Raw genomic sequence first — 19,828 nt, 5'->3', positions numbered from 1 at the left:
GCGGCACTTGGGTTACGCGCGAAAGATGATCGGACCAGTGCGTCATCGAGGCGTCACCGACTGTGAGTTGGGCGGGGGGTCGTGGGGACGTGGGGGGAGGGGCGGGCGGGGCCGCCGACCGGGGCGTGGGCGCGCGTGTGGGGGGCGCGGACCGGTCAGCGGGCGTCGTCCGGCAGAAGGCGGGCCAGGGTGCGGACGGCCCGGTACTGGAGGGTCTTGATGGCCCCCTCGTTCTTGCCCATGACCCGGGCGGTCTCGGCGACCGAGAGGCCCTGGAGGAAGCGCAGGGTCACGCACTCCTGCTGCTGGGGGTTGAGGCGGCGGACCGCGTCGAGGAGGGCGGCGTTGGAGAGGGACTCCAGGACGGAGTCCTCGGGGCTGCGCTCGACCTCGTTGGCGTCGAGCATCTCGCCCGTGGTGACTTCCAGGCGGAAGCGGCTGGACTTGAAGTGGTCGGCGACCAGGTTCCTGGCGATGGTGACGAGCCAGGCGCCGAAGTCGCGGCCCTGCCAGGTGAAGGTGGAGATCCGGCGCAGGGCGCGCAGGAACGTCTCACTGGTGAGGTCCTCCGCCGTCGCCTTCCCGCCGACGCGGTAGTAGATGTAGCGGTAGACCGTGTCGCTGTACTGGTCGTACAGGCGGCCGAAGGCCTCGGCCTCGCCGGCCTGGGCGCGCTCGACCAGGTCCATCATGCGGGCGCTGTCGCTGTCGGCGGTGGGACGGCGGGCGGGGGTCGAGGTTCCGGAGCGGGCACCTCGTCTGCCCACGGCGGCGCTGCCGTCGGCCAGGGCATAACAAGGGCCGGCGGGTGCCGGGGCGGCGAATGCGAATGCGGGGACAGGGCCGGCGTACGCGGTGGGGACGAAGCCGCGCAAGAGGTCGAGGACCGTTGCGCGCAGCGTAGCCAGGCCCGAGGTGTCAACCCCGACGTGTGGGTACACGGGACTCCCAGAGGCAGAGCTTCCATCACGTGCAGTGCGGGACCGTTCACCCGTCGTAGCGACGCGAGGGGTCCTTTGTGCGTCTGAGGAGAATAACGCTTCGTACAGGCAGCGCTACACCCAGTTGCTCAAATCACCGGTTACGACGGTTCTGTTACTGCTTGTAGTCGGAGTTGCTTGCTGTTCGTGACCGGTTCTTGATCGGTTTGCTTTCGGGTGTGACTGCGTCGGCGTTGCGTTGTGCTCAAGTGGGGGACGCGTGAGTGATCGGGGCCGTTGCGGGGTAAGGAGGCCGGAATGCCTGGGGGTCGACCTGTGCGGGGGTGTTCGACCACGGACGGGTGAGCACGCCTGGTCCGGGGTTGTCGCAGATGATCGCAGCCGAAACGTATCGGCAGGGGAGGCCCCGCCTCAGTGGCGGCGGCGGTGCAGGGCGACCGCGGCGGCCGTGCCGCCGGCCAGGGCGCCGAGGCCCGCGGCGGCGGGGATGCCGACCTTGGCGGCCTTGCGGCCGGTCCGGTAGTCGCGCAGCCGCCAGTCCAGGTCCTTGGCGTGCCTGCGGAGCTTGGCGTCCGGGTTGATCGCGTACGGGTGCCCGACGAGCGAGAGCATCGGGATGTCGTTGTGCGAGTCGCTGTAGGCGGCGCAGCGGCCCAGGTCGAGGCCCTCGGCGGCGGCGAGCGCCCGTACCGCCTCGGCCTTGGCCGGTCCGTGCAGGGGCTCGCCGACCAGCTTGCCGGTGTAGACGCCGTCGACGGACTCGGCGACCGTGCCGAGCGCGCCGGTCAGACCGAGGCGCCGGGCGATGATCGTGGCCGTCTCCACCGGGGCGGCCGTGACCAGCCAGACCTTCTGGCCCGCGTCCAGGTGTGCCTGGGCCAGGCCGCGGGTGCCGGGCCAGATGCGGTCGGCCATGTACTCGTCGTAGATCTCCTCGCCGATCGACATCAGCTCGGAGACGCGGTGGCCCTGGACGATGGACAGGGCGCTCTCGCGGGCGTCCTGCATGTGCTCGGGGTCCTCGACGCCCGCGAGCCGGAACCATGCCTGCTGCCAGGCGAAGCGGGCGAGCTCGCGGCGCTGGAAGAACTTCCGCTTGTAGAGGCCGCGGCCGAAGTGGAAGATCGCGGCGCCCTGCATCACGGTGTTGTCGAGGTCGAAGAAGGCGGCCGCCCGTACGTCGCCGACGACCGGGAACTCGGGCTCGGCCGGGGCCGCGGCCTCCGTGGTGGCCGCCGCCTCCTCCCGCTCCCGTTCCAACTGGAGCGAGGACTTGCGCGCTGCCTCGGCAGCGGCCTCGCCTGCGAGGACGCTGCGCGCGGTGGCGGAGCGCCTACGGGGGGTGAGCCATCCCAGAGCGGCCATGCGGTGAGCATAGCCAGTCTGTTCGGGACTTCCCGGCTTGTGACGGCGCCGCGGCGTGAACACTGCGGGGCTCTCCTGTGAAGCGGGACAGAATGGGCGGCATGTTCGGACGGACGAAGAAGAAGGACGCCGGGTCGCGCACCGTGACGCTGATCGGCAAGCCGGGGTGCCATCTCTGCGACGACGCCCGTGCGGTGATCGAGGCCGTGTGCGCGGAGACAGGAGCACGCTGGGAGGAGAAGGACATCACCCGGGACGAGGAGCTCCATCGCGCGTACTGGGAGCAGATCCCGGTCGTCCTGGTCGACGGCGAGCAGCACACCTTCTGGCGTGTCGACGCGGGGCGGCTCCGTCGCGAACTGGGTGCGTGACCGAAACGCGGGCTACCATCGTGGACGTTTTGTTGGCTTTCGGGGGCGGTGCCGTGAGGAGAGTGTGCGGTTATGCCCCCTTCGGGTTCTCAACGCGTCGACGTGCTCCGCGGTTCCGCGACGATGCGAACCAGCCGCGTGACCCCGGTCACTTTGGCCGGACAAAACGGACACCATCTTTGTGCACGCGTTCACAAAGACATAGCCTGCATTCGACGGGGCGGTCTTGGGACATATGGCCGCCTGCAGCCCCGCTCATCCCGCAGGAGCACCGTGGCAACTGGCCGAACTCACCGACCGGCGACCCGTAGCCGAGGAATTCCCGAGGCCACCGTCGCCCGGCTTCCGCTGTATCTGCGCGCACTCACCGCGCTCTCGGAGCGCTCCGTACCCACGGTCTCCTCCGAAGAGCTCGCCGCAGCGGCGGGGGTCAACTCCGCGAAGCTCCGCAAGGACTTCAGCTACCTCGGCTCCTACGGCACCCGCGGGGTCGGCTACGACGTCGAGTACCTCGTCTACCAGATCTCCCGCGAGCTGGGCCTCACCCAGGACTGGCCGGTCGTCATCGTCGGTATCGGTAACCTCGGTGCCGCCCTCGCCGGCTACGGCGGGTTCGCCTCCCGTGGCTTCCGCGTCGCCGCGCTGATCGACGCCGACCCCGCCATGACCGGCAAGCCGGTCGCCGGGATCCCCGTCCAGCACAGCGACGACCTCGAGAAGATCATCGAGGAGGACGGCGTCTCCATCGGCGTCATCGCGACCCCGGCCGGCGTCGCCCAGCAGGTCTGCGACCGGCTCGTGGCCGCCGGAGTCACCTCCATCCTGAACTTCGCCCCCACCGTGCTCTCCGTGCCCGACGGCGTCGACGTCCGCAAGGTCGACCTCTCCATCGAGCTGCAGATCCTCGCCTTCCACGAGCAGCGCAAGGCCGGCGAGGAGTCGAACGCCGAGGCCGACACGGACGCCGACGCGGAGGCCGCCGTGGCCGCCGTACCCCCGGCCCCCCGTGGCACCACGGGCGCCGGCCGCAAGGGACCCGACGGGGACGTCCCCGCCGTGATGCCGGCATGAGCCTCCTCGTCGTCGGCCTCAGCCACCGCAGCGCCCCGGTCTCCATCCTGGAGCGGGCCGCGCTGTCGGCGGACACCCAGGCCAAGCTCCTCCAGGACACCCTCGCCGCCGAACCGGCCGCCGAGGGCACCGTCCTCGCCACCTGCAACCGCATCGAGCTCTACGCCGACGTGGACAAGTTCCACGCGGGCGTCGCCGAGCTGTCCACCCTCCTCGCGCAGCACAGCGGCGTCGGCCTGGACGAGCTCACTCCCTATCTCTACGTGCACTACGAGGACCGGGCCGTCCACCACCTCTTCTCGGTGGCCTGCGGGCTCGACTCCATGGTCGTCGGCGAGGGCCAGATCCTCGGCCAGATCAAGGACGCCCTCGCCCTCGGCCAGGAACTGCACACCGCCGGCCGCCTCCTCAACGACCTGTTCCAGCAGGCCCTGCGGGTCGGCAAGCGCGCCCACAGCGAGACCGGCATCGACCGGGCCGGACAGTCGCTCGTCACCTTCGGGCTCGAGCAGCTCGCCGACGGGACCGACGTCGACACCTGGGCCAAGGGCAAGAAGGCGCTCGTCATCGGAGCGGGCTCGATGTCCTCGCTCGCCGCCGCCACCCTCGCGCGGGCCGGCGTCGCCGAGATCGTCATCGCCAACCGCACCCTGGCCCGCGCCGAGCGACTCGCCCAGATCCTGAGCGAGCCCGGTGGCACGGGGGTGGCCGCCCACGCGGTCGAAATGGTTGCCGTCGGCGACGAACTGACACGTGCAGACGTCGTCGTCTCCTGCACCGGCGCCACCGGGCTCGTCCTCACCGGCGACGGCGTCGAGACCGCGGTACAGGGCCGGCGCACCCCGCTCGCCCTCCTCGACCTCGCCATGCCCCGCGACATCGACGCCGCCGCACACCGCGTCCCCGGCGTCCGGCTCGTCGACATCGAGTCGCTCGCCGAGGCCTCCGCCGACGCCCCCATGGCCGCCGACGTCGACCTGGTGCGCGGCATCGTCTCCGACGAGGTCGCCGCCTTCGGCGCCGCCCAGCGCGCCGCCCACATCACCCCCACCGTCGTCGCCCTGCGCACCATGGCCGCCGACGTGGTGGCGAACGAGGTCGCCCGGCTCGAGGGCCGGCTGCCCGGCCTCGACGACAAGCAGCGCGCCGAGATCACCCAGACCGTGCGCCGCGTCGTCGACAAGCTCCTGCACGCGCCGACCGTGCGGGTCAAGCAGCTGGCCAGCGAGCCCGGCGGCGCCGGGTACGCGGACGCGCTGCGGACACTCTTCGACCTCGACCCGGAGACGGTGGCTGCTGTCAGCCGGGCCGACCTGAATGACGCCGACGTCAAGAACCGAGGGCGAGTATGACCGAGAGGGCACTGAGGCTCGGGACCAGGCGCAGCAAGCTCGCCATGGCCCAGTCCGGGCACGTGGCCGACGCCGTCCGGCAGCTGACCGGCCGGCCCGTCGAGCTCGTGGAGATCACCACGTACGGGGACGTCTCCCGCGAGCACCTCGCGCAGATCGGCGGCACCGGCGTCTTCGTCGCCGCCCTGCGCGACGCGCTGCTCGCCGACGAGGTGGACTTCGCCGTCCACTCCCTGAAGGACCTGCCGACCACCCAGCACCCCGACCTGGTGCTGGCCGCGATCCCGGAGCGCGAGGACCCGCGCGACGTCCTGATCGCCCGCGACGGCCTCACGCTGGACCGGCTGCCCCAGGGCGCCCGGATCGGCACCGGCTCGCCGCGACGCACGGCCCAGCTGCACGCCTACGCGCGCAGCCACGGCCTGGAGATCACCTGCGTCCCGATCCGGGGGAACATCGACACCCGGATCGGCTACGTGCGCAGCGGGGAACTGGACGCGGTGGTCCTCGCCGCGGCCGGCCTCAACCGCATCGGCGGTACGGGGGAGCTCACCGGCTCCCTGTCGCTCGACCACCTGTCGGTCGACTCCGTCCTGCCCGCCCCCGGCCAGGGGGCCCTGGCGATCGAGTGCGCGGCGTCGAACGCCGACCTCGTCGCCGCGCTCGGCGCCCTCGACGACCCGCGCACGCGGGCCGCCGTGACCGCCGAACGATCCCTGCTCGCCGCCCTGGAGGCCGGCTGCTCCGCACCCGTGGGTGCGCTGGCCGACCTGCTGGCCGACGACCCCGGTCACGGGCAGGTTGTCACCGAAATGCGCCTGCGCGGCGTCGTCGGCACCACCGACGGCTCGACGCTGGTGCAGCTGTCCACCACCGGACCCGTACCCACCTCGCACGACGAGGCCATGGCGCTCGGACGCGAACTCGCGGACGAGATGCTCGCCAAGGGTGCGGCCGGTCTTATGGGGGAGCGAGCACTGTGAGCCCCACCAGCCCGACCACCAGCCCGCTGTCCCCGGCCTTCGCAGGCCATGGGCACGTCACATTCCTCGGCGCAGGCCCCGGTGACCCCGGACTCCTGACCCTCAGGGCCGTGGAGGCCCTCGCCGGAGCGGATGTCCTGATCGCCGAGCCGGAGGTGCTCGAGGTCGTTCGCGGCCACGCGCGCACGGGGGTGAGCACGCCGGAGCTGACGATTGTTGACGAGGCGTCAACAACCGCCGGGGTCCCCGTGTTGAGGGACGCGGCCAATCTTGTCATGGAGGCCGCGAGGGGCGGCAGGCGGGTCGTCCGTGCGGTGACCGGCGACCCCGGCCTCGACGGGAACGCGGGGGCCGAGATGCTCGCCTGCGCCGCCGAGGGCATCCCCTTCGAGGTCGTGCCCGGCGTGGCCACGGCCGTCGGCGTACCCGCGTACGCCGGTGTGCCGCTGCGCGACGCCCAGGGCACCGACGTGCGCTTCGTCGACGCCCGCACCGCCGACGAGCGGTGCTGGACCGAGGTCGGCGCCTCCGACGGCACCGTCGTCGTGTCCACCTCGCTCGACTCGGTGGCGGCGGCCGCCGGTGAACTGGTGGCGGCGGGCCGCAAGCCCGACACCCCGCTCACCGTCACCATCGCCGGCACCACCACCCGCCAGCGCACCTGGAACGCCACGCTCGGCACCATCGCCCAGGTCTTCAAGCAGGGCAAGGTCCTCCCCTCGCCCGAGGGCCACCGGCCGGTCATAGCCGTGGTCGGCGAGCGCAGCGCCCCGGCGCAGCGGGACCAGCTGTCGTGGTTCGAGTCGAAGCCGCTCTTCGGCTGGCGGGTCCTCGTGCCGCGGACCAAGGAGCAGGCCGCGTCGCTCTCCGACCAGTTGCGTTCGTACGGCGCCGTGCCGCACGAGGTGCCGACGATCGCCGTCGAGCCGCCGCGTACCCCGCAGCAGATGGAGCGGGCGGTCAAGGGGCTCGTCACCGGACGGTACGAGTGGATCGCCTTCACCTCGGTGAACGCGGTCAAGGCCGTACGGGAGAAGTTCGAGGAGTACGGGCTCGACGCCCGTGCCTTCGCCGGGATCAAGGTCGCCGCGGTGGGCGAGCAGACGGCCGCCGCGCTCGTCGACTTCGGTGTGAAGCCGGATCTGGTGCCGAGCGGTGAGCAGAGCGCCGCCGGACTGCTCGAGGACTGGCCGCCGTACGACCCCGTCTTCGACCCCATCGACCGCGTGTTCCTGCCGCGGGCCGACATCGCGACCGAGACGCTGGTCGCCGGGCTGATCGAGCTCGGGTGGGAGGTCGACGACGTCACCGCGTACCGGACCGTACGGGCGTCGCCGCCGCCGGCCGACACGCGCGAGGCGATCAAGGGCGGTGGCTTCGACGCCGTGCTGTTCACGTCGTCGTCGACCGTGCGGAACCTGGTCGGTATCGCCGGGAAGCCGCACAACGTGACCGTGATCGCCTGTATCGGGCCGGCCACGGCCAAGACGGCCGAGGAGCACGGGCTGCGGGTCGACGTGCTGTCGCCGGAGCCGTCGGTGCACAAGCTCGCCGAGGCGCTGGCGGACTTCGGGCTGCGCCGGAGGGCGTCGGCGCTGGAGGCGGGAGACCCGGTGACGCGGCCCAGTGAGCGGCGGCCGGGGGCGCGGAGGCGTCGGACGACGTAGGTGGTTCATGCGCGTACGCGTGGGGTGCGGGTCCTTTGCAGGGCCCGCACCCTTTGCGTTTTCGCGGGGCCGGGGGTGCGGGTTCGGGGCGCTCGGGGTGCGGGTTCGGGCGGGTGCGGGAGCCTGGGCCCGGCTGGGGGCGCCGTCCCGTGTGCCCACCCGTCCCGCCCTGCGGGACGAATGCCCACACGGGGGGAGTGGTGGCGTGCGGGGCGTGCCCGCACCGGGCGGGGTGGGGTGTCGTTGTGGGGGCTCATGCCCACACCGGGTCGGTAAGTGCATCGATTCTGCGGGCGTAGCCTCGGGATTATGAACTCGTACGGATCCTTTCCCGGGGCGCGGCCGCGGCGGCTGCGGACGACGCCTGCCATGCGGCGGATGGTGGCCGAGACGCGGCTGCATCCCGCCGACCTGATCCTTCCCGCGTTCGTGCGGGAGGGCGTCACCGAGCCCGTGCCGATCGCGGCCATGCCCGGAGTCGTCCAGCACACCCGGGACACCCTGCGGAAGGCCGCGGTCGAGGCGGTGGAGGCCGGGGTCTCCGGGATCATGCTCTTCGGCGTGCCCGAGGACGCGAAGAAGGACGGCGCCGGCACGGCGGGGACCGACCCCGACGGCATCCTGCAGGTCGCCATCCGGGACGTGCGGGCCGAGGTCGGCGACGAGCTGATCATCATGTCCGACCTGTGCCTCGACGAGTACACCGACCACGGCCACTGCGGAGTCCTCGACGCCGACGGCCGCGTCGACAACGACGCCACGCTGGAACGCTACGCCGAGATGGCCCAGGTCCAGGCGGACGCCGGCGTCCACGTCGTGGGGCCCTCCGGGATGATGGACGGGCAGGTCGGGGTCGTCCGGGACGCCCTGGACACCATCGGCAAGGAGGACGTGTCGATCCTCGCGTACACCGTGAAGTACTCCTCCGCCTTCTACGGCCCCTTCCGTGAGGCCGTCGGCTCCTCGCTCCAGGGCGACCGCAAGACCTATCAGCAGGACCCCGCGAACCTGCGCGAGGCGATGCGCGAGCTCGCCCTCGACCTGGAGGAGGGCGCCGACATGGTGATGGTGAAGCCGGCCGGGCCCTACCTCGACGTGCTCGCCAAGGTCGCCGAGTCGGTGGACGTCCCCGTCGCCGCGTACCAGATCAGCGGCGAGTACGCGATGGTCGAGGCCGCCGCCGAGAAGGGCTGGATCGACCGCGACAAGGCGATCATGGAGACCCTCACCGGCATCCGCCGGGCCGGCGCGAAGATGATCCTCACCTACTGGGCCACCGAGGCCGCGCGGACACTGGGGTCGGCTCGCCGCTGACGGCCGTCCGGCGCACCCTGGAGAGGTAGCCGACAGGTACCTCGCTGGAGGTGGTCCTCATGATGCACACGCTTGTCGGATGGCATGTGGAGATGGAATTCCAGGAGGAGGGCGACCGGACACGGGCCGCGGCCATGGTCCGGCTCAGTGACGGCACCGAGTTCCGCGCCCACGGAACCGCGAACCGCCACCCCTCCGATCCGGACCAGCTCAGGGTGGGCGAGGAGATCGCCGGCGCACGCGCGCTGATGGACCTCGCCTCGCAGCTGCTCCAGAAGGCCCACACGGAGATCGACGAGGTGTCGGGCAGGACCTCGCACTCCATCCGTTGACGGACGCCGTCGACGACGAAGCCCCCGGCACGGGATCCCGTGCCGGGGGCTTCGCCTTCGGATGTCGCTCGGATGCCGCTCCAGGACCGTCAGAGGCGCTCGGGCGTCCTGATGCCCAGGAGAGCCATGCCCTGGTGCAGCGTGCGGGCGGTCAGGTCGCAGAGGAAGAGGCGGTTCTCCGCGACGTCCTGCGCCGGCGCGGGCTTGATGACGGGGCACTGGTCGTAGAACGTCGTGTACAGCGACGCCAGCTGGTACAGGTACGCGGCCAGCTTGTGCGGGGCGTACTCCGCGGCCGTCTCGGCGATCACCTCGCCGAACTGGTCCAGGTGCAGACCGAGCGCCCGCTCCGCCGGGGCCAGCTCCAGCTCCGGGTGAGCCAGCGGCTCACGGTCGCCCGCCTTCCCGAAGATCGACCTGATCCGCGCGTACGCGTACTGCAGGTACACCGAGGTGTCGCCGTTCAGCGAGACCATCTGGTCCAGGTCGAACTTGTAGTCGCGCGCGGCCGACGTCGACAGGTCGGCGTACTTCACCGCGCCGATGCCCACGTACCGGCCGTTCTCGACGATCTCCGACTCGCTCAGGCCCACCTTCTCGGCCTTCTCGCGCACCACCGACGTCGCCCGGTCCACCGCCTCGTCCAGCAGGTCCACCAGCCGGACCGTCTCGCCCTCACGGGTCTTGAACGGCTTGCCGTCCTTGCCGAGGACCGTGCCGAAGGCCAGCTGGACGGCCTGCACGTCCTCGTTCAGCCAGCCGGCCCTGCGGGCCGTCTCGAAGACCATCTTGAAGTGCAGCGACTGCCGGGCGTCGACCACGTACAGCAGGGTCGTCGCCTTCAGGTTCCGCACCCGGTCGCGGATCGCGGACAGGTCCGTCGCCGCGTACCCGAAGCCGCCGTCGGACTTCTGGACGATCAGCGGCGTCGGGTTGCCGTCCGGGCCCTTCACGTCGTCGAAGAACACACACAGCGCGCCCTCGGAGCGGACGGCGACGCCCGACTCCTCGAGCAGCCGGCAGGTCTCCACCAGCATGTCGTTGTACCCGGACTCGCCGACCACGTCGGGGTCCCGGATGTCCATGTCCAGCTTGTCGAAGACCGAGTAGAAGTAGATCTTCGACTCGTCGACGAACCGCTGCCACAGCGCGAGCGTCTCCTCGTCACCGGCCTGGAGGTCCACCACGCGCGCCCGGGCCCGCGTCTTGAACTCCTCGTCGGAGTCGAACAGGGCACGCGAGGCCTTGTACAGCCGGTTCAGGTTCGACATGGCCTCCTCACCGGAGACCTCGCCGCCGTCCTCGGCCCTGTGGTCCAGCTCGTGCGGGTGCTCGATCAGGAACTGGATCAGCATGCCGAACTGCGTACCCCAGTCACCGATGTGGTGACGCCGGACCACGCTCTCGCCGGTGAACTCCAGGATCTCGACCATCGCCGCGCCGATCACGGCGGACCGCAGGTGCCCGACGTGCATCTCCTTCGCCACGTTCGGCTGGGCGTAGTCGATGACCGTCGTGCCCGCCGACTCGTTGAACGGCACACCCAGCCGGGCGTCGGCGGCACGGGCCGCGAGCGTCCTGACGATCGCCGCGTCCGTCACCGTGATGTTCAGGAAGCCGGGGCCCGAGACCTCGATCTCCTTCAGCACGTCGTTCGCCGGGATCGCCTCGACGACCTTCGTCGCCAGCTCACGCGGATTGCCCTTGAGCTGCTTGGCCAGCGCCAGGATGCCGTTGGCCTGGAAGTCGGCCCGGTCGCTTCGTCGCAGCAGCGGGTCGGCGGACGCAGCCTCCGGCAGGGCTGCCGAGAGGCCGTCCGCGAGGCGCTGCTGCACGGTCGAAGCGAGGGAAGGGACCGAGGCCATGAGCTTCCGTTCCTGTTGGGTTCGTCAGGTCTAATTCGCTTGTCAAGTGTCCCATGGGAGCGCAACGTGATTTCCCCGCCTGTGGACAACCCCGCACGCCGCGCGATCTCCCAACTGTGGACAACCTCGGAGCGCGCTCTTCCGTCTGGGAGAATGGCTCACGTAGGGCCCTCAGGCAGAACCCCTCAGGAAGAAGGACGTACCGACCGTGGCTCAGAGCAGCACCGAGACCGACTGGGTCTCCCGTTTCGCGGACGAGGTCATCGCCGAGTCGGAGCGACGTGCGCCTGGCAAACCGGTCGTCGTCGCCTCCGGCCTCTCCCCCTCCGGCCCGATCCACCTGGGCAACCTCCGCGAGGTCATGACCCCGCACCTGGTCGCCGACGAGATCCGCCGCCGCGGGCACCAGGTCAGGCACCTCATCTCCTGGGACGACTACGACCGCTACCGCAAGGTGCCGAACGGCATCGAGGGCATCGACGCGTCCTGGGCCGAGCACATCGGCAAGCCGCTGACCTCGGTCCCGGCCCCCGCCGGCTCGCCCCACCCCAACTGGGCCGAGCACTTCAAGGCCGCCATGGTCGAGTCGCTGGCCGAGCTGGGCGTCGAGTACGACCCGATCAGCCAGACCGAGCAGTACACCGCCGGGGCCTACCGCGAGCAGATCCTGCACGCCATGAAGCACCGCGGCGACATCGACGCCATCCTCGACCAGTACCGGACGAAGAAGACGCCCAAGAAGCAGTCCCAGAAGCCCCTCGACGAGGCCGAACTCGAGGCCGAGGAGGGCTCCGGCGCCGCCGCCGAGGACGACGGCTCCGGCGGCGCCTCCGGCTACTTCCCGTACAAGCCCTACTGCGGCCGGTGCGAGAAGGACCTCACCACCGTCACCTCGTACGACGACGAGACCACCGAGCTGGCCTACACCTGCACGGAATGCGGCTTCGCCGAGACCGTGAAGCTCAGCGAGTTCAACCGCGGCAAGCTGGTCTGGAAGGTCGACTGGCCGATGCGCTGGGCCTACGAGGGCGTCATCTTCGAGCCCTCGGGCGTCGACCACTCCTCGCCCGGCTCGTCCTTCGTCGTCGGCGGCCAGATCGTCCGCGAGATCTTCGACGGCGTCCAGCCCATCGGCCCCATGTACGCCTTCGTCGGCATCAGCGGCATGGCCAAGATGTCCTCCTCGCGCGGCGGCGTCCCCACCGCCGCCGACGCGCTGAAGATCATGGAAGCCCCGCTGCTGCGCTGGCTGTACGCACGCCGCAAGCCCAACCAGTCCTTCAAGATCGCCTTCGACCAGGAGATCCAGCGGCTCTACGACGAGTGGGACAAGCTGGAGGCCAAGGTCGCCGACGGCACCGTGCTGCCCGCCGACGCCGCCGCCCACTCCCGCGCCGCCCGCACCGCCGCCGGAGAGCTCCCGCGCACCCCGCGCCCGCTCCCGTACCGGACGCTCGCCTCGGTCATGGACATCACCGCCGGCCACGACGAGCAGACCCTCCGCATCCTCACCGAGCTCGACCCGGAGAACCCGGTCACCACGCTCGACGAGGTCCGGCCGCGCCTCGACCGCGCCGAGAACTGGATCACCAACCAGGTCCCGGCCGACCAGCGCACCATCGTCCGCGAGGCGCCCGACGCCGAGCTCCTCGGCTCCCTCGACGACGAGGGCCGCGAGTCGCTCCGCCTGCTCCTCGAAGGCCTCGACACCCACTGGTCGCTCGACGGGCTCACCACCCTCGTCTACGGCGTCCCGAAGGTCATGGCCGGTCTCGACCCGGAGGCCAAGCCGACGCCCGAGCTGAAGCTCGCCCAGCGCGCGTTCTTCGCCCTGCTGTACAAGCTGCTCGTCAGCCGCGAGACCGGACCGCGACTGCCGACGCTGCTGCTCGCCGTGGGCGCGGACCGGGTACGGAAGCTGCTCGGAGCCTGACGCACGACAGAAGGGCCGCCACCCGGATCCGGGTGGCGGCCCTTTCGTGTCGTGAAGCGGGGTCACGGGGTGTCGAAGTCGGCCATCTCCTGCTGGATGCGCTGCTCGATCCTCGGGGTCAGCCGACGCAGGACGTCGGTGTCCGGGAACTCCTGGAGGCCGTAGTGGTCCGCCACCAGCCGCTGCAGCTCGCCCTCGGCGGGGAACTGCTTGTTCTCATGGGCGTACGACCACGTCAGCTTGTAGACGGTCTCCTCGAAGTCGTCGACCGGCGGCTCCGGATCGACGTACTCGGGATACACCTCGAAGCTCTCAGGGCCCTGCTCCTGCCCGGAACCGGGCAGCGGGACGTCCTCAGGACCGAGCGGCACCGCGACCGGCGTCGGCTCCAGGCCCTCGACGAACTGGGGAGCGTACGCAGTCTCGTGCGCCTCCGACGGAAGCTGCGGCGCCGCGAACCAGGGACTGTGGTGGTTCGCGGGCTCCGACGGATCGGGCACCATGCCCTGCGCCTGAACCGGGCCCTGCGCCTCCGCCGGCACCGGACCCTGCGCCTGGGCCGGCGCCGGGCCCTGGGCGGGCATCGGGCCCTGCGTCGGCACCGGGCCCTGCGGGAGCTGCGGCTGGCCCGGCTGGGGTGCCTGCGCCATCGGCTGGAGCTGGGGCTGCTGCGCCGGCACCTGGGTCTGCGCCTGCGGCTGCGGAGGCAGCACGGCCGGCTCGATACCCGCCGCCGCCAGGCCCGCCGCCGCCGTCTCCGCCAACGGAACGCCGTACCGGGCCAGACGCAACGGCATCAACGCCTCCACCGGCGCCTTCCGCCGCCAACTGCGACCGAAACGGGCCTGCAGCCGCGCCTGGTAGATCAACCGCTCCTGCTCCAGCTTGATCACCTGCTCGTACGAGCGCAGCTCCCACAGCTTCATCCTGCGCCACAGCCGGAACGTCGGCACCGGAGACAGCAGCCAGCGAGTCAGCCGGACACCCTCCATGTGCTTGTCCGCCGTGATGTCCGCGATCCGCCCCACGGCGTGACGCGCGGCCTCCACGGCCACCACGAACAGCACCGGGATCACCGCGTGCATCCCGACACCCAACGGATCCGGCCAGGCCGCCGCGCCGTTGAACGCGATCGTCGCCGCCGTCAGCACCCACGCCGTCTGCCGCAGCAGCGGGAACGGGATCCGCAGCCACGTCAGCAGCAGATCCAGGGCGAGCAGCACACAGATGCCCGCGTCGATACCGATCGGGAAGAAGTACGAGAAGGTGCCGAAGCCCTTGTCGAGAGCGAGCTCGCGCACGGCGGCGTACGAACCCGCGAAACCGATCCCCGCGATGATCAGCGCACCGCCGATGACGAGGCCGATGAGTATTCGGTGTGTCCGTGTCAGCTGCATCGCGGCCACCCGCGAACCCTCCCGTCGTTCGACATCCCGCGCGCACAGAGTGGCACACGCGAGCGAAGCCCGGCCCCCGGGGGAGGGACGGGCTCCGCGCGGACGCGCCACTGCGCACGGGTTTGTGACCACTTGTCGGACCCGGCCGCCCCGGCCGCCGAGCGGACCGCAGCGGCCCCACCGGCCGGGAAGCCCCCGGCCGCGACCCGCCCGACTACTTGTTGGCGGCGGCGACCGCGGCCACGGCCTCCTTCGCCGCCTTCACCGCCCCGTCCACGATGCTCTTCTCCGACGGCGTCGGCGCCCCTGCGTACCCGGCGCCGTTGAACGACAGCAGCACCAGGATGTTGCCCGAACGCGCCACGACCGACCCGTACACGAAGTCCTCGTCCGTCTTGCGCAGCTGGTACGCGACGGTCTTCGCCTCGTCACCGATGCCCGTGGCCGTGACGGTGCGGAGCTTCTTGGCGCCCGGGGTCTCCTCGACCTTGGCGAGCTCCTTCGCGAAGTTCTCCCGCGCGCGCTCCTGACCACTGCCGAGCGTGACGTCCGACTCGTACCGGTAGAAGGACACGTCGAGCCAGCGGTACTGCGAGCCCTTCACGCCCTTGTCGGCGAGACCGTTCCACGAGCAGCCACCACGGCTCGCCAGATCACTGGAAACCGCCGGCGTCCCGTTCTTGGTCTTCGCCTTGGGCACCAGCGCCGCCGTCGTCTTGGCGGAGATCGCCTTGCAGGCCTGCGGCAGCTTCGCGAACTTCGCCGGCTCGACCGTCTTCGTGGTCTGCGAGGGCTTCGGAGTGGCGGACGCCGACACGCCGCCCTTGTCCTTCGAACCCCCCGAACCGGAGCCGCTGTCGCCGGAATCCGAGGAGCAGCCGGCGACGACGAGCATCACCGGGACGGCGGCGCAGGCGAGTATGCGGGTGAGTCGCGAGGCTGATCGCTGCATGGTTCCTTCAGTCGCTTGTCGTGCGGTCCGGCCGGAGGTCCGGCGGCCACGGGCACGGATGCGGGTGGGCCACGGGTACGGCGACACGTTACGTGGTCGCCGCACCGTCACGGAGCGGAGCGGGACCGCTACTCCTCCAGGCGCTCGGCGAGCAGCCGGGCCAGATTCCGGGCCTTTTCCTGCAGTTCCCCGCTGTCCGGGGCCTCGGCCGAACCCCGGGTCTGCTCCCGGTAGGAGACGGTCACGATGACGTTGGATGTGCGGAACACCACGCTGACGGCACGCTCATGGCCGCTCGCGCCCACCGTGTTCAGCACGTCGTCCAGATACGCGACGTCCCCGAGACCGGCCAGGACGCGGGGCTCCAGACCGGTGGGGGCGGGCCCGGACGGGGTGGGTCCGGTGCCGGTGGCGGTGCCCGTGCCGGTGGGCGGGGCGCCCGTCGGGGGAGCGGGCGGCGCGGTGGTGCCCGTCGGCGGCTTCCCCTGGCCCTGGGCCGGGCCGGTGCCCGCCCCGGAGGGCGTGGAGGCCCCCGACGCCGTGGCGGTCGCTGTCGCTGTCGCTGTGGCTGTGGGGGTCGGTGGGGCCGCCGGGGCCAGCGGGATGCGGGCCGCGAGCTGCTTGCGGACGAACACCTCCTGCGCCCGGTCGGCGTCGCTGACGGCGGTGTCGTACGACACGACCCGCTCGACGTCGAGCGCCAGCCGGTGCGAGACGTCCGGGGTGTCGGCCTTCCACGTGCAGCCGACCCGCCGGTCGGTGTCGTAGGTGACGGCGGAGACGCCCCGGTACGCCTTCTCGCGCTCGGCGTCGGCCAGTGCGGCAGCGCCCGGGAGCAGGTCCTTGAGCGTGCCGCCCGGGATGGAGCCGCAGGGCTCGAAGAGCGTGCGGTAGCGGCCCGGGGGTGCGACGGGCGCGGCGGGGCCGGCCTTGGCGTCGACGGTGATGTCGTCCGTCGGGGTGCCGGCGGAGCATCCGGTGAGGCCGATCCCGAGGCCGAGGCCGACTGCGAGGACGACGGCGGTGCGGGCCGCGGGCCCGGTTCCGCCGGGGGCGTACCTCTTTCGCTGCACGGTCCCAGGCTCCCTTCTGCCGAAGTCTTTCCCGAAAACTGTTTGCCGCGCGAACCCGGCCGGTGGACACAATGTCTATCGCACACGCAGCTGTTGATGCCGGTCCGCTGTCACCTGTACGGGCTTTGGCTCCGGTTTTTGCGTTATCAGACTTTTCGGGGGAATCGAGGAAGTATGTCGTACGTAGAGGTACCTGGGGCGAAGGTTCCCATCCGCATGTGGGCCGACCCCTCCACGGTGGAGGGCGGGGCGATGCAGCAGCTGCAGAACGTGGCGACGCTGCCGTGGATCAAGGGCCTGGCCGTGATGCCGGACGTGCACTACGGCAAGGGCGCGACGGTCGGTTCGGTGATCGCGATGCAGGGGGCGGTCTGTCCGGCGGCGGTCGGTGTGGACATCGGCTGCGGGATGTCGGCGGTCAAGACGTCGCTGACGGCGAACGACCTGCCGGGTGATCTGTCGCGGCTGCGGTCGAAGATCGAGCAGGCGATCCCGGTGGGGCGCGGGATGCACCGCACCGAGGTGGACCCGGGGCGGCTGTTCCAGTTCCCGACGGCGGGGTGGGGGGACTTCTGGTCGCGGTTCGACGGGGTCGCTGAATCGGTCAAATTCCGTCGGGAACGTGCCATTTTGCAGATGGGTACGCTCGGAAGTGGGAATCACATGATCGAAACCTGTCTTGATCAGTCAGGTTCGGTCTGGCTGATGCTGCACTCCGGGTCCCGCAACGTCGGCAAGGAGCTCGCTGAGCACCACATCGGTGTGGCCCAGAAGCTGCCGCACAACCAGGGCCTGGTCGACCGCGATCTGGCGGTGTTCGTGGCGGACACCCCGCAGATGGCGGACTACCGGAACGATCTGTACTGGGCGCAGGAGTACGCGAAGTACAACCGCGCGATCATGATGGCGCTCCTGAAGGAAGTGATCCGCAGGGAGTTCCGGAAGGCGAAGGTGACCTTCGAGACCGAGATCTCCTGCCACCACAACTACGTGGCGGAGGAGCGGTACGAGGGCATGGACCTGCTGGTCACGCGGAAGGGCGCGATCCGGGCCGGCCGGGGCGACTTCGGGATCATTCCCGGTTCGATGGGCACCAGCTCGTACATCGTGAAGGGGCTCGGCAACGAGAAGGCCTTCAACTCCGCCTCGCACGGCGCTGGCCGCAGGATGAGCCGGAGTGCGGCGAAGCGGCGGTTCACGGTGCGCGATCTGGAGGAGCAGACGCGGGGTGTGGAGTGCCGCAAGGACTCCGGCATCGTCGACGAGATCCCGGGCGCCTACAAGCCGATCGAGCAGGTGATGGAGCAGCAGAGGGACCTCGTCGAGGTCGTGGCGAAGCTGAAGCAGTTCATTTGCGTGAAGGGCTGACGTCGGCAAGATGAGGCCCTGGTGTCGCCACCAGGGCCCTCTCGTCATGTGTCAGAGGGGTACGAAGCCTCAGGCGGCATCGCGACGCGTCCGGTCCGCAGGCGCCATAGCCGCAGCGAGCAGCTGTGCTCGCTGCGGCCCAATGCTTCGGCTGCGGTCGCCGCGTTGCCATGGTCGAGGAGAATGCGGTCCTCCTGGTCCTTCCAGCGGCGCCCCGGTGCTCTCACGGCCATGCCCTCGGGACGGACCCATGAGCTGAGCGACTCGGCCGTGCTCCGCTTTCGCTCCAGCGCCAGGCAGCCGGGGTAGTACAGGTGCTCGGCAAGTCGGACCGCTGCCTCCTTCGTGTACAGCACGTTGTAGATCGAGTCTCGCTTGTTCCGCTTGATCAGGCGCTCCGTGCCGGTGAGCTTCTTCGCGTAATGGCAGAGATACGCACCGACAGCTGTGCTTGCCGTGGTGAGGGAGACGAAGGGAAGTCCCTGGCCGGTGTAGCCGACGGAGCCGTCGGCGTCGATGACGCCGCGAAGGTAGTCCCTGCGAGAGAAGTCGATGCGGGGCGGCGTGATCTTCGAGGACTTCTTGCCGTAGGGCAGACCGAGCCGGTTGAGGGTGGTGCGCGCTTCGAGCGAGCACAGGGTCCAGATGGCCGAGTGATGGCTGGTGGAGAAGTTCGTGGAGCGAGTTCGCTCGGTGATGCTGCTGTTGTAGGGAGTGAGCCGCTGGAACTCGTGGAGGATGTGGATGTCCCGAGCGTTGATCTCGGCGGTGAGCCTGCCCTTTCGGCCCGTGCCCTGGGACAGGTGGCCGTCGGCCTGGAGGAAGCCGAACATGTAGGCGTATTTCGGGTCTGTGAGGTCCATGAAGGACGGTGTGCTGGGTGTGAGTGCGCTGACGTCGAAGAGCGCGGGCGCGCTAGGGTCCTGTGCAGCCATGGGAAGTCGTGTCTTCCTTCTGGTCAGGCCCTCGGCTGGGACGGCAATCCCGGCCGAGGGCCGTTCTGTATGGAGTTGTCTTCGACGTTAGGTCGGGTCTTCGGTCGGCGTGTGGGTGATCGGGTGCGTTCACCCGAACGTGTCAGAGCTCGCGGTGGACCTTGGTGTTCGAGGCCTGGGCTCGGGGGCGGACGACCAGGAGGTCGATGTTGACGTGGGAGGGGCGGGTGCAGGCCCAGGTGATGGTGTCGGCGACGTCGTCGGCGGTGAGGGGGGCGGCCACGCCGGCGTAGACCTTGGCCGCCTTGTCGGTGTCGCCGCGGAAGCGGGTGGTCGCGAACTCGTCCGTCTTGACCATGCCGGGGGCGATCTCGATGACGCGGACCGGGGTGCCGACGATCTCCAGGCGGAGGGTCTCGGCGAGGACACGGGCGCCGTTCTTGGCGGCGACGTAGCCGGCGCCGCCCTCGTAGGTGGAGTGGCCGGCGGTGGAGGAGAGGACGACCACCGTGCCGTCTCCGCTCGCGGTGAGGGCGGGGAGCAGGGCCTGGGTGACGTTGAGGGTGCCGATGACGTTGACCTCGTACATCTGGCGCCAGTCGGCGGGGTCGCCGGTGGCGACGGGGTCGGCGCCGAGGGCGCCGCCGGCGTTGTTGACGAGGACGGCGAGGGTGGGGAACGCGGTGGCGAACTCGTCGACGGCGGTGCGGTCGGTGACGTCGAGGGCGTAGGCGGTGGCCTGGTGGCCGGCCTCGTTGATCTCGGTGGCCAGGGTCTCGATGCGGTCCTTGCGTCGGGCGGTGAGGACCACGCGGTAGCCGGCGGCGGCCAGCTGCCTGGCCGTGGCGGCGCCGATTCCGCTGCTCGCTCCGGTGATGACGGCGATGGGCTTACCGGGGGCAGTCATGA

Annotated in this window: 17 protein-coding genes; 9 read left to right on the top strand and 8 right to left on the bottom strand. The window is 70.7% G+C overall.

Annotated features, from left to right (window positions below):
* Positions 1 to 155: 155 nt before the first annotated feature.
* Positions 156 to 941, bottom strand: coding sequence for an ECF subfamily RNA polymerase sigma factor, BldN family (locus AMK29_RS28365; protein WP_073818370.1), 786 nt, complete (start codon positions 939 to 941; stop codon positions 156 to 158).
* Positions 942 to 1,352: 411 nt separating this feature from the next.
* Positions 1,353 to 2,306, bottom strand: coding sequence for an HAD family hydrolase (locus AMK29_RS28360; RefSeq protein ID WP_073818368.1), 954 nt, complete (start codon positions 2,304 to 2,306; stop codon positions 1,353 to 1,355).
* Between the two features lie 92 nt (positions 2,307 to 2,398).
* Here AMK29_RS28360 and AMK29_RS28355 point away from each other — a divergent pair, with 92 nt between their 5' ends.
* From AMK29_RS28355 to AMK29_RS28325, 7 genes are all read left to right on the top strand, one after another.
* On the top strand, positions 2,399 to 2,677 hold the full coding sequence (locus tag AMK29_RS28355) for a glutaredoxin family protein (RefSeq protein WP_073818366.1): 279 nt from the start codon (positions 2,399 to 2,401) through the stop codon (positions 2,675 to 2,677).
* A gap of 273 nt (positions 2,678 to 2,950) precedes the next feature.
* The gene (locus tag AMK29_RS28350; RefSeq protein ID WP_073818365.1) at positions 2,951 to 3,748 is read left to right on the top strand and encodes a redox-sensing transcriptional repressor Rex; all 798 of its coding nucleotides are present in this window, start codon (positions 2,951 to 2,953) and stop codon (positions 3,746 to 3,748) included.
* On the top strand, positions 3,745 to 5,100 hold the full coding sequence (locus AMK29_RS28345) for a glutamyl-tRNA reductase (RefSeq protein ID WP_073818363.1): 1,356 nt from the start codon (positions 3,745 to 3,747) through the stop codon (positions 5,098 to 5,100). Before AMK29_RS28350 ends, AMK29_RS28345 begins: the two co-directional genes overlap by 4 nt.
* The gene (gene hemC, locus AMK29_RS28340; RefSeq protein WP_073818361.1) at positions 5,097 to 6,083 is read left to right on the top strand and encodes a hydroxymethylbilane synthase; all 987 of its coding nucleotides are present in this window, start codon (positions 5,097 to 5,099) and stop codon (positions 6,081 to 6,083) included. The genes AMK29_RS28345 and hemC overlap by 4 nt, the downstream gene beginning before the upstream one ends.
* Positions 6,080 to 7,750: a uroporphyrinogen-III synthase gene (locus AMK29_RS28335; RefSeq protein ID WP_073818360.1), complete on the top strand. Its 1,671-nt coding sequence runs from the start codon at positions 6,080 to 6,082 to the stop codon at positions 7,748 to 7,750. Before hemC ends, AMK29_RS28335 begins: the two co-directional genes overlap by 4 nt.
* A gap of 309 nt (positions 7,751 to 8,059) precedes the next feature.
* A complete protein-coding gene (gene hemB, locus AMK29_RS28330; RefSeq protein ID WP_073818358.1) occupies positions 8,060 to 9,064 on the top strand; it encodes a porphobilinogen synthase in 1,005 nt (334 codons plus the stop codon).
* 62 nt (positions 9,065 to 9,126) lie between these two features.
* Entirely contained in the window at positions 9,127 to 9,396 is a 270-nt protein-coding gene (locus AMK29_RS28325) for a DUF1876 domain-containing protein (RefSeq protein WP_024757862.1), read from the top strand.
* Between the two features lie 89 nt (positions 9,397 to 9,485).
* Here the strand turns inward: AMK29_RS28325 and argS are convergent, their stop codons facing one another.
* Positions 9,486 to 11,261 carry an arginine--tRNA ligase gene (gene argS / locus AMK29_RS28320; RefSeq protein ID WP_073818356.1) on the bottom strand — a complete coding sequence of 592 codons (1,776 nt, stop codon included), beginning with the start codon at positions 11,259 to 11,261 and terminating at the stop codon, positions 9,486 to 9,488.
* Between the two features lie 208 nt (positions 11,262 to 11,469).
* Between argS and lysS the strand changes: the two genes are divergently transcribed.
* Entirely contained in the window at positions 11,470 to 13,194 is a 1,725-nt protein-coding gene (gene lysS / locus AMK29_RS28315; protein WP_073818355.1) for a lysine--tRNA ligase, read from the top strand.
* A 62-nt stretch (positions 13,195 to 13,256) separates the two neighbouring features.
* On the opposite strand, the gene AMK29_RS28310 is transcribed toward lysS, so the two are convergent.
* From AMK29_RS28310 to AMK29_RS28300, 3 genes are all read right to left on the bottom strand, one after another.
* On the bottom strand, positions 13,257 to 14,600 hold the full coding sequence (locus AMK29_RS28310) for a DUF2637 domain-containing protein (protein ID WP_073818353.1): 1,344 nt from the start codon (positions 14,598 to 14,600) through the stop codon (positions 13,257 to 13,259).
* A 205-nt stretch (positions 14,601 to 14,805) separates the two neighbouring features.
* The gene (locus AMK29_RS28305) at positions 14,806 to 15,543 is read right to left on the bottom strand and encodes a DUF3558 domain-containing protein (protein WP_073818352.1); all 738 of its coding nucleotides are present in this window, start codon (positions 15,541 to 15,543) and stop codon (positions 14,806 to 14,808) included.
* 128 nt (positions 15,544 to 15,671) lie between these two features.
* Positions 15,672 to 16,616: a hypothetical protein gene (locus tag AMK29_RS28300; protein ID WP_073818350.1), complete on the bottom strand. Its 945-nt coding sequence runs from the start codon at positions 16,614 to 16,616 to the stop codon at positions 15,672 to 15,674.
* Positions 16,617 to 16,790: 174 nt separating this feature from the next.
* Here AMK29_RS28300 and AMK29_RS28295 point away from each other — a divergent pair, with 174 nt between their 5' ends.
* Positions 16,791 to 17,984 (top strand): RtcB family protein, encoded by a 1,194-nt coding sequence (locus AMK29_RS28295; protein ID WP_073818348.1) that lies wholly within the window; start codon positions 16,791 to 16,793, stop codon positions 17,982 to 17,984.
* 44 nt (positions 17,985 to 18,028) lie between these two features.
* Here the strand turns inward: AMK29_RS28295 and AMK29_RS28290 are convergent, their stop codons facing one another.
* Positions 18,029 to 18,919 (bottom strand): LAGLIDADG family homing endonuclease, encoded by an 891-nt coding sequence (locus AMK29_RS28290; RefSeq protein ID WP_073818347.1) that lies wholly within the window; start codon positions 18,917 to 18,919, stop codon positions 18,029 to 18,031.
* Between the two features lie 142 nt (positions 18,920 to 19,061).
* Positions 19,062 to 19,826 (bottom strand): SDR family NAD(P)-dependent oxidoreductase, encoded by a 765-nt coding sequence (locus AMK29_RS28285; protein WP_073818345.1) that lies wholly within the window; start codon positions 19,824 to 19,826, stop codon positions 19,062 to 19,064.
* Positions 19,827 to 19,828 lie beyond the last annotated feature (2 nt).

Origin of the sequence: Streptomyces sp. CB02261 (assembly GCF_001905665.1) — a bacterium.
Classification (GTDB): Bacteria; Actinomycetota; Actinomycetes; order Streptomycetales; family Streptomycetaceae; genus Streptomyces.
Note: the sequence above shows the minus strand (reverse complement) of the source record. Positions and strands in the feature narration are given on the sequence as shown.

What these genes read in the sequence shown, in the direction of transcription:
- AMK29_RS28360 (WP_073818368.1), bottom strand. Translation starts at nt 2,306, where the DNA reads ATGGCCGCTCTGGGATGGCTCACCCCCCGTAGGCGCTCCGCCACCGCG.
- AMK29_RS28355 (WP_073818366.1), top strand. Translation starts at nt 2,399, where the DNA reads ATGGGCGGCATGTTCGGACGGACGAAGAAGAAGGACGCCGGGTCGCGC.
- AMK29_RS28345 (WP_073818363.1), top strand. Translation starts at nt 3,745, where the DNA reads ATGAGCCTCCTCGTCGTCGGCCTCAGCCACCGCAGCGCCCCGGTCTCC.
- hemC (WP_073818361.1), top strand. Translation starts at nt 5,097, where the DNA reads ATGACCGAGAGGGCACTGAGGCTCGGGACCAGGCGCAGCAAGCTCGCC.
- hemB (WP_073818358.1), top strand. Translation starts at nt 8,060, where the DNA reads ATGAACTCGTACGGATCCTTTCCCGGGGCGCGGCCGCGGCGGCTGCGG.
- AMK29_RS28325 (WP_024757862.1), top strand. Translation starts at nt 9,127, where the DNA reads ATGCACACGCTTGTCGGATGGCATGTGGAGATGGAATTCCAGGAGGAG.
- argS (WP_073818356.1), bottom strand. Translation starts at nt 11,261, where the DNA reads ATGGCCTCGGTCCCTTCCCTCGCTTCGACCGTGCAGCAGCGCCTCGCG.
- AMK29_RS28305 (WP_073818352.1), bottom strand. Translation starts at nt 15,543, where the DNA reads ATGCAGCGATCAGCCTCGCGACTCACCCGCATACTCGCCTGCGCCGCC.
- AMK29_RS28295 (WP_073818348.1), top strand. Translation starts at nt 16,791, where the DNA reads ATGTCGTACGTAGAGGTACCTGGGGCGAAGGTTCCCATCCGCATGTGG.
- AMK29_RS28290 (WP_073818347.1), bottom strand. Translation starts at nt 18,919, where the DNA reads ATGGCTGCACAGGACCCTAGCGCGCCCGCGCTCTTCGACGTCAGCGCA.
- AMK29_RS28285 (WP_073818345.1), bottom strand. Translation starts at nt 19,826, where the DNA reads ATGACTGCCCCCGGTAAGCCCATCGCCGTCATCACCGGAGCGAGCAGC.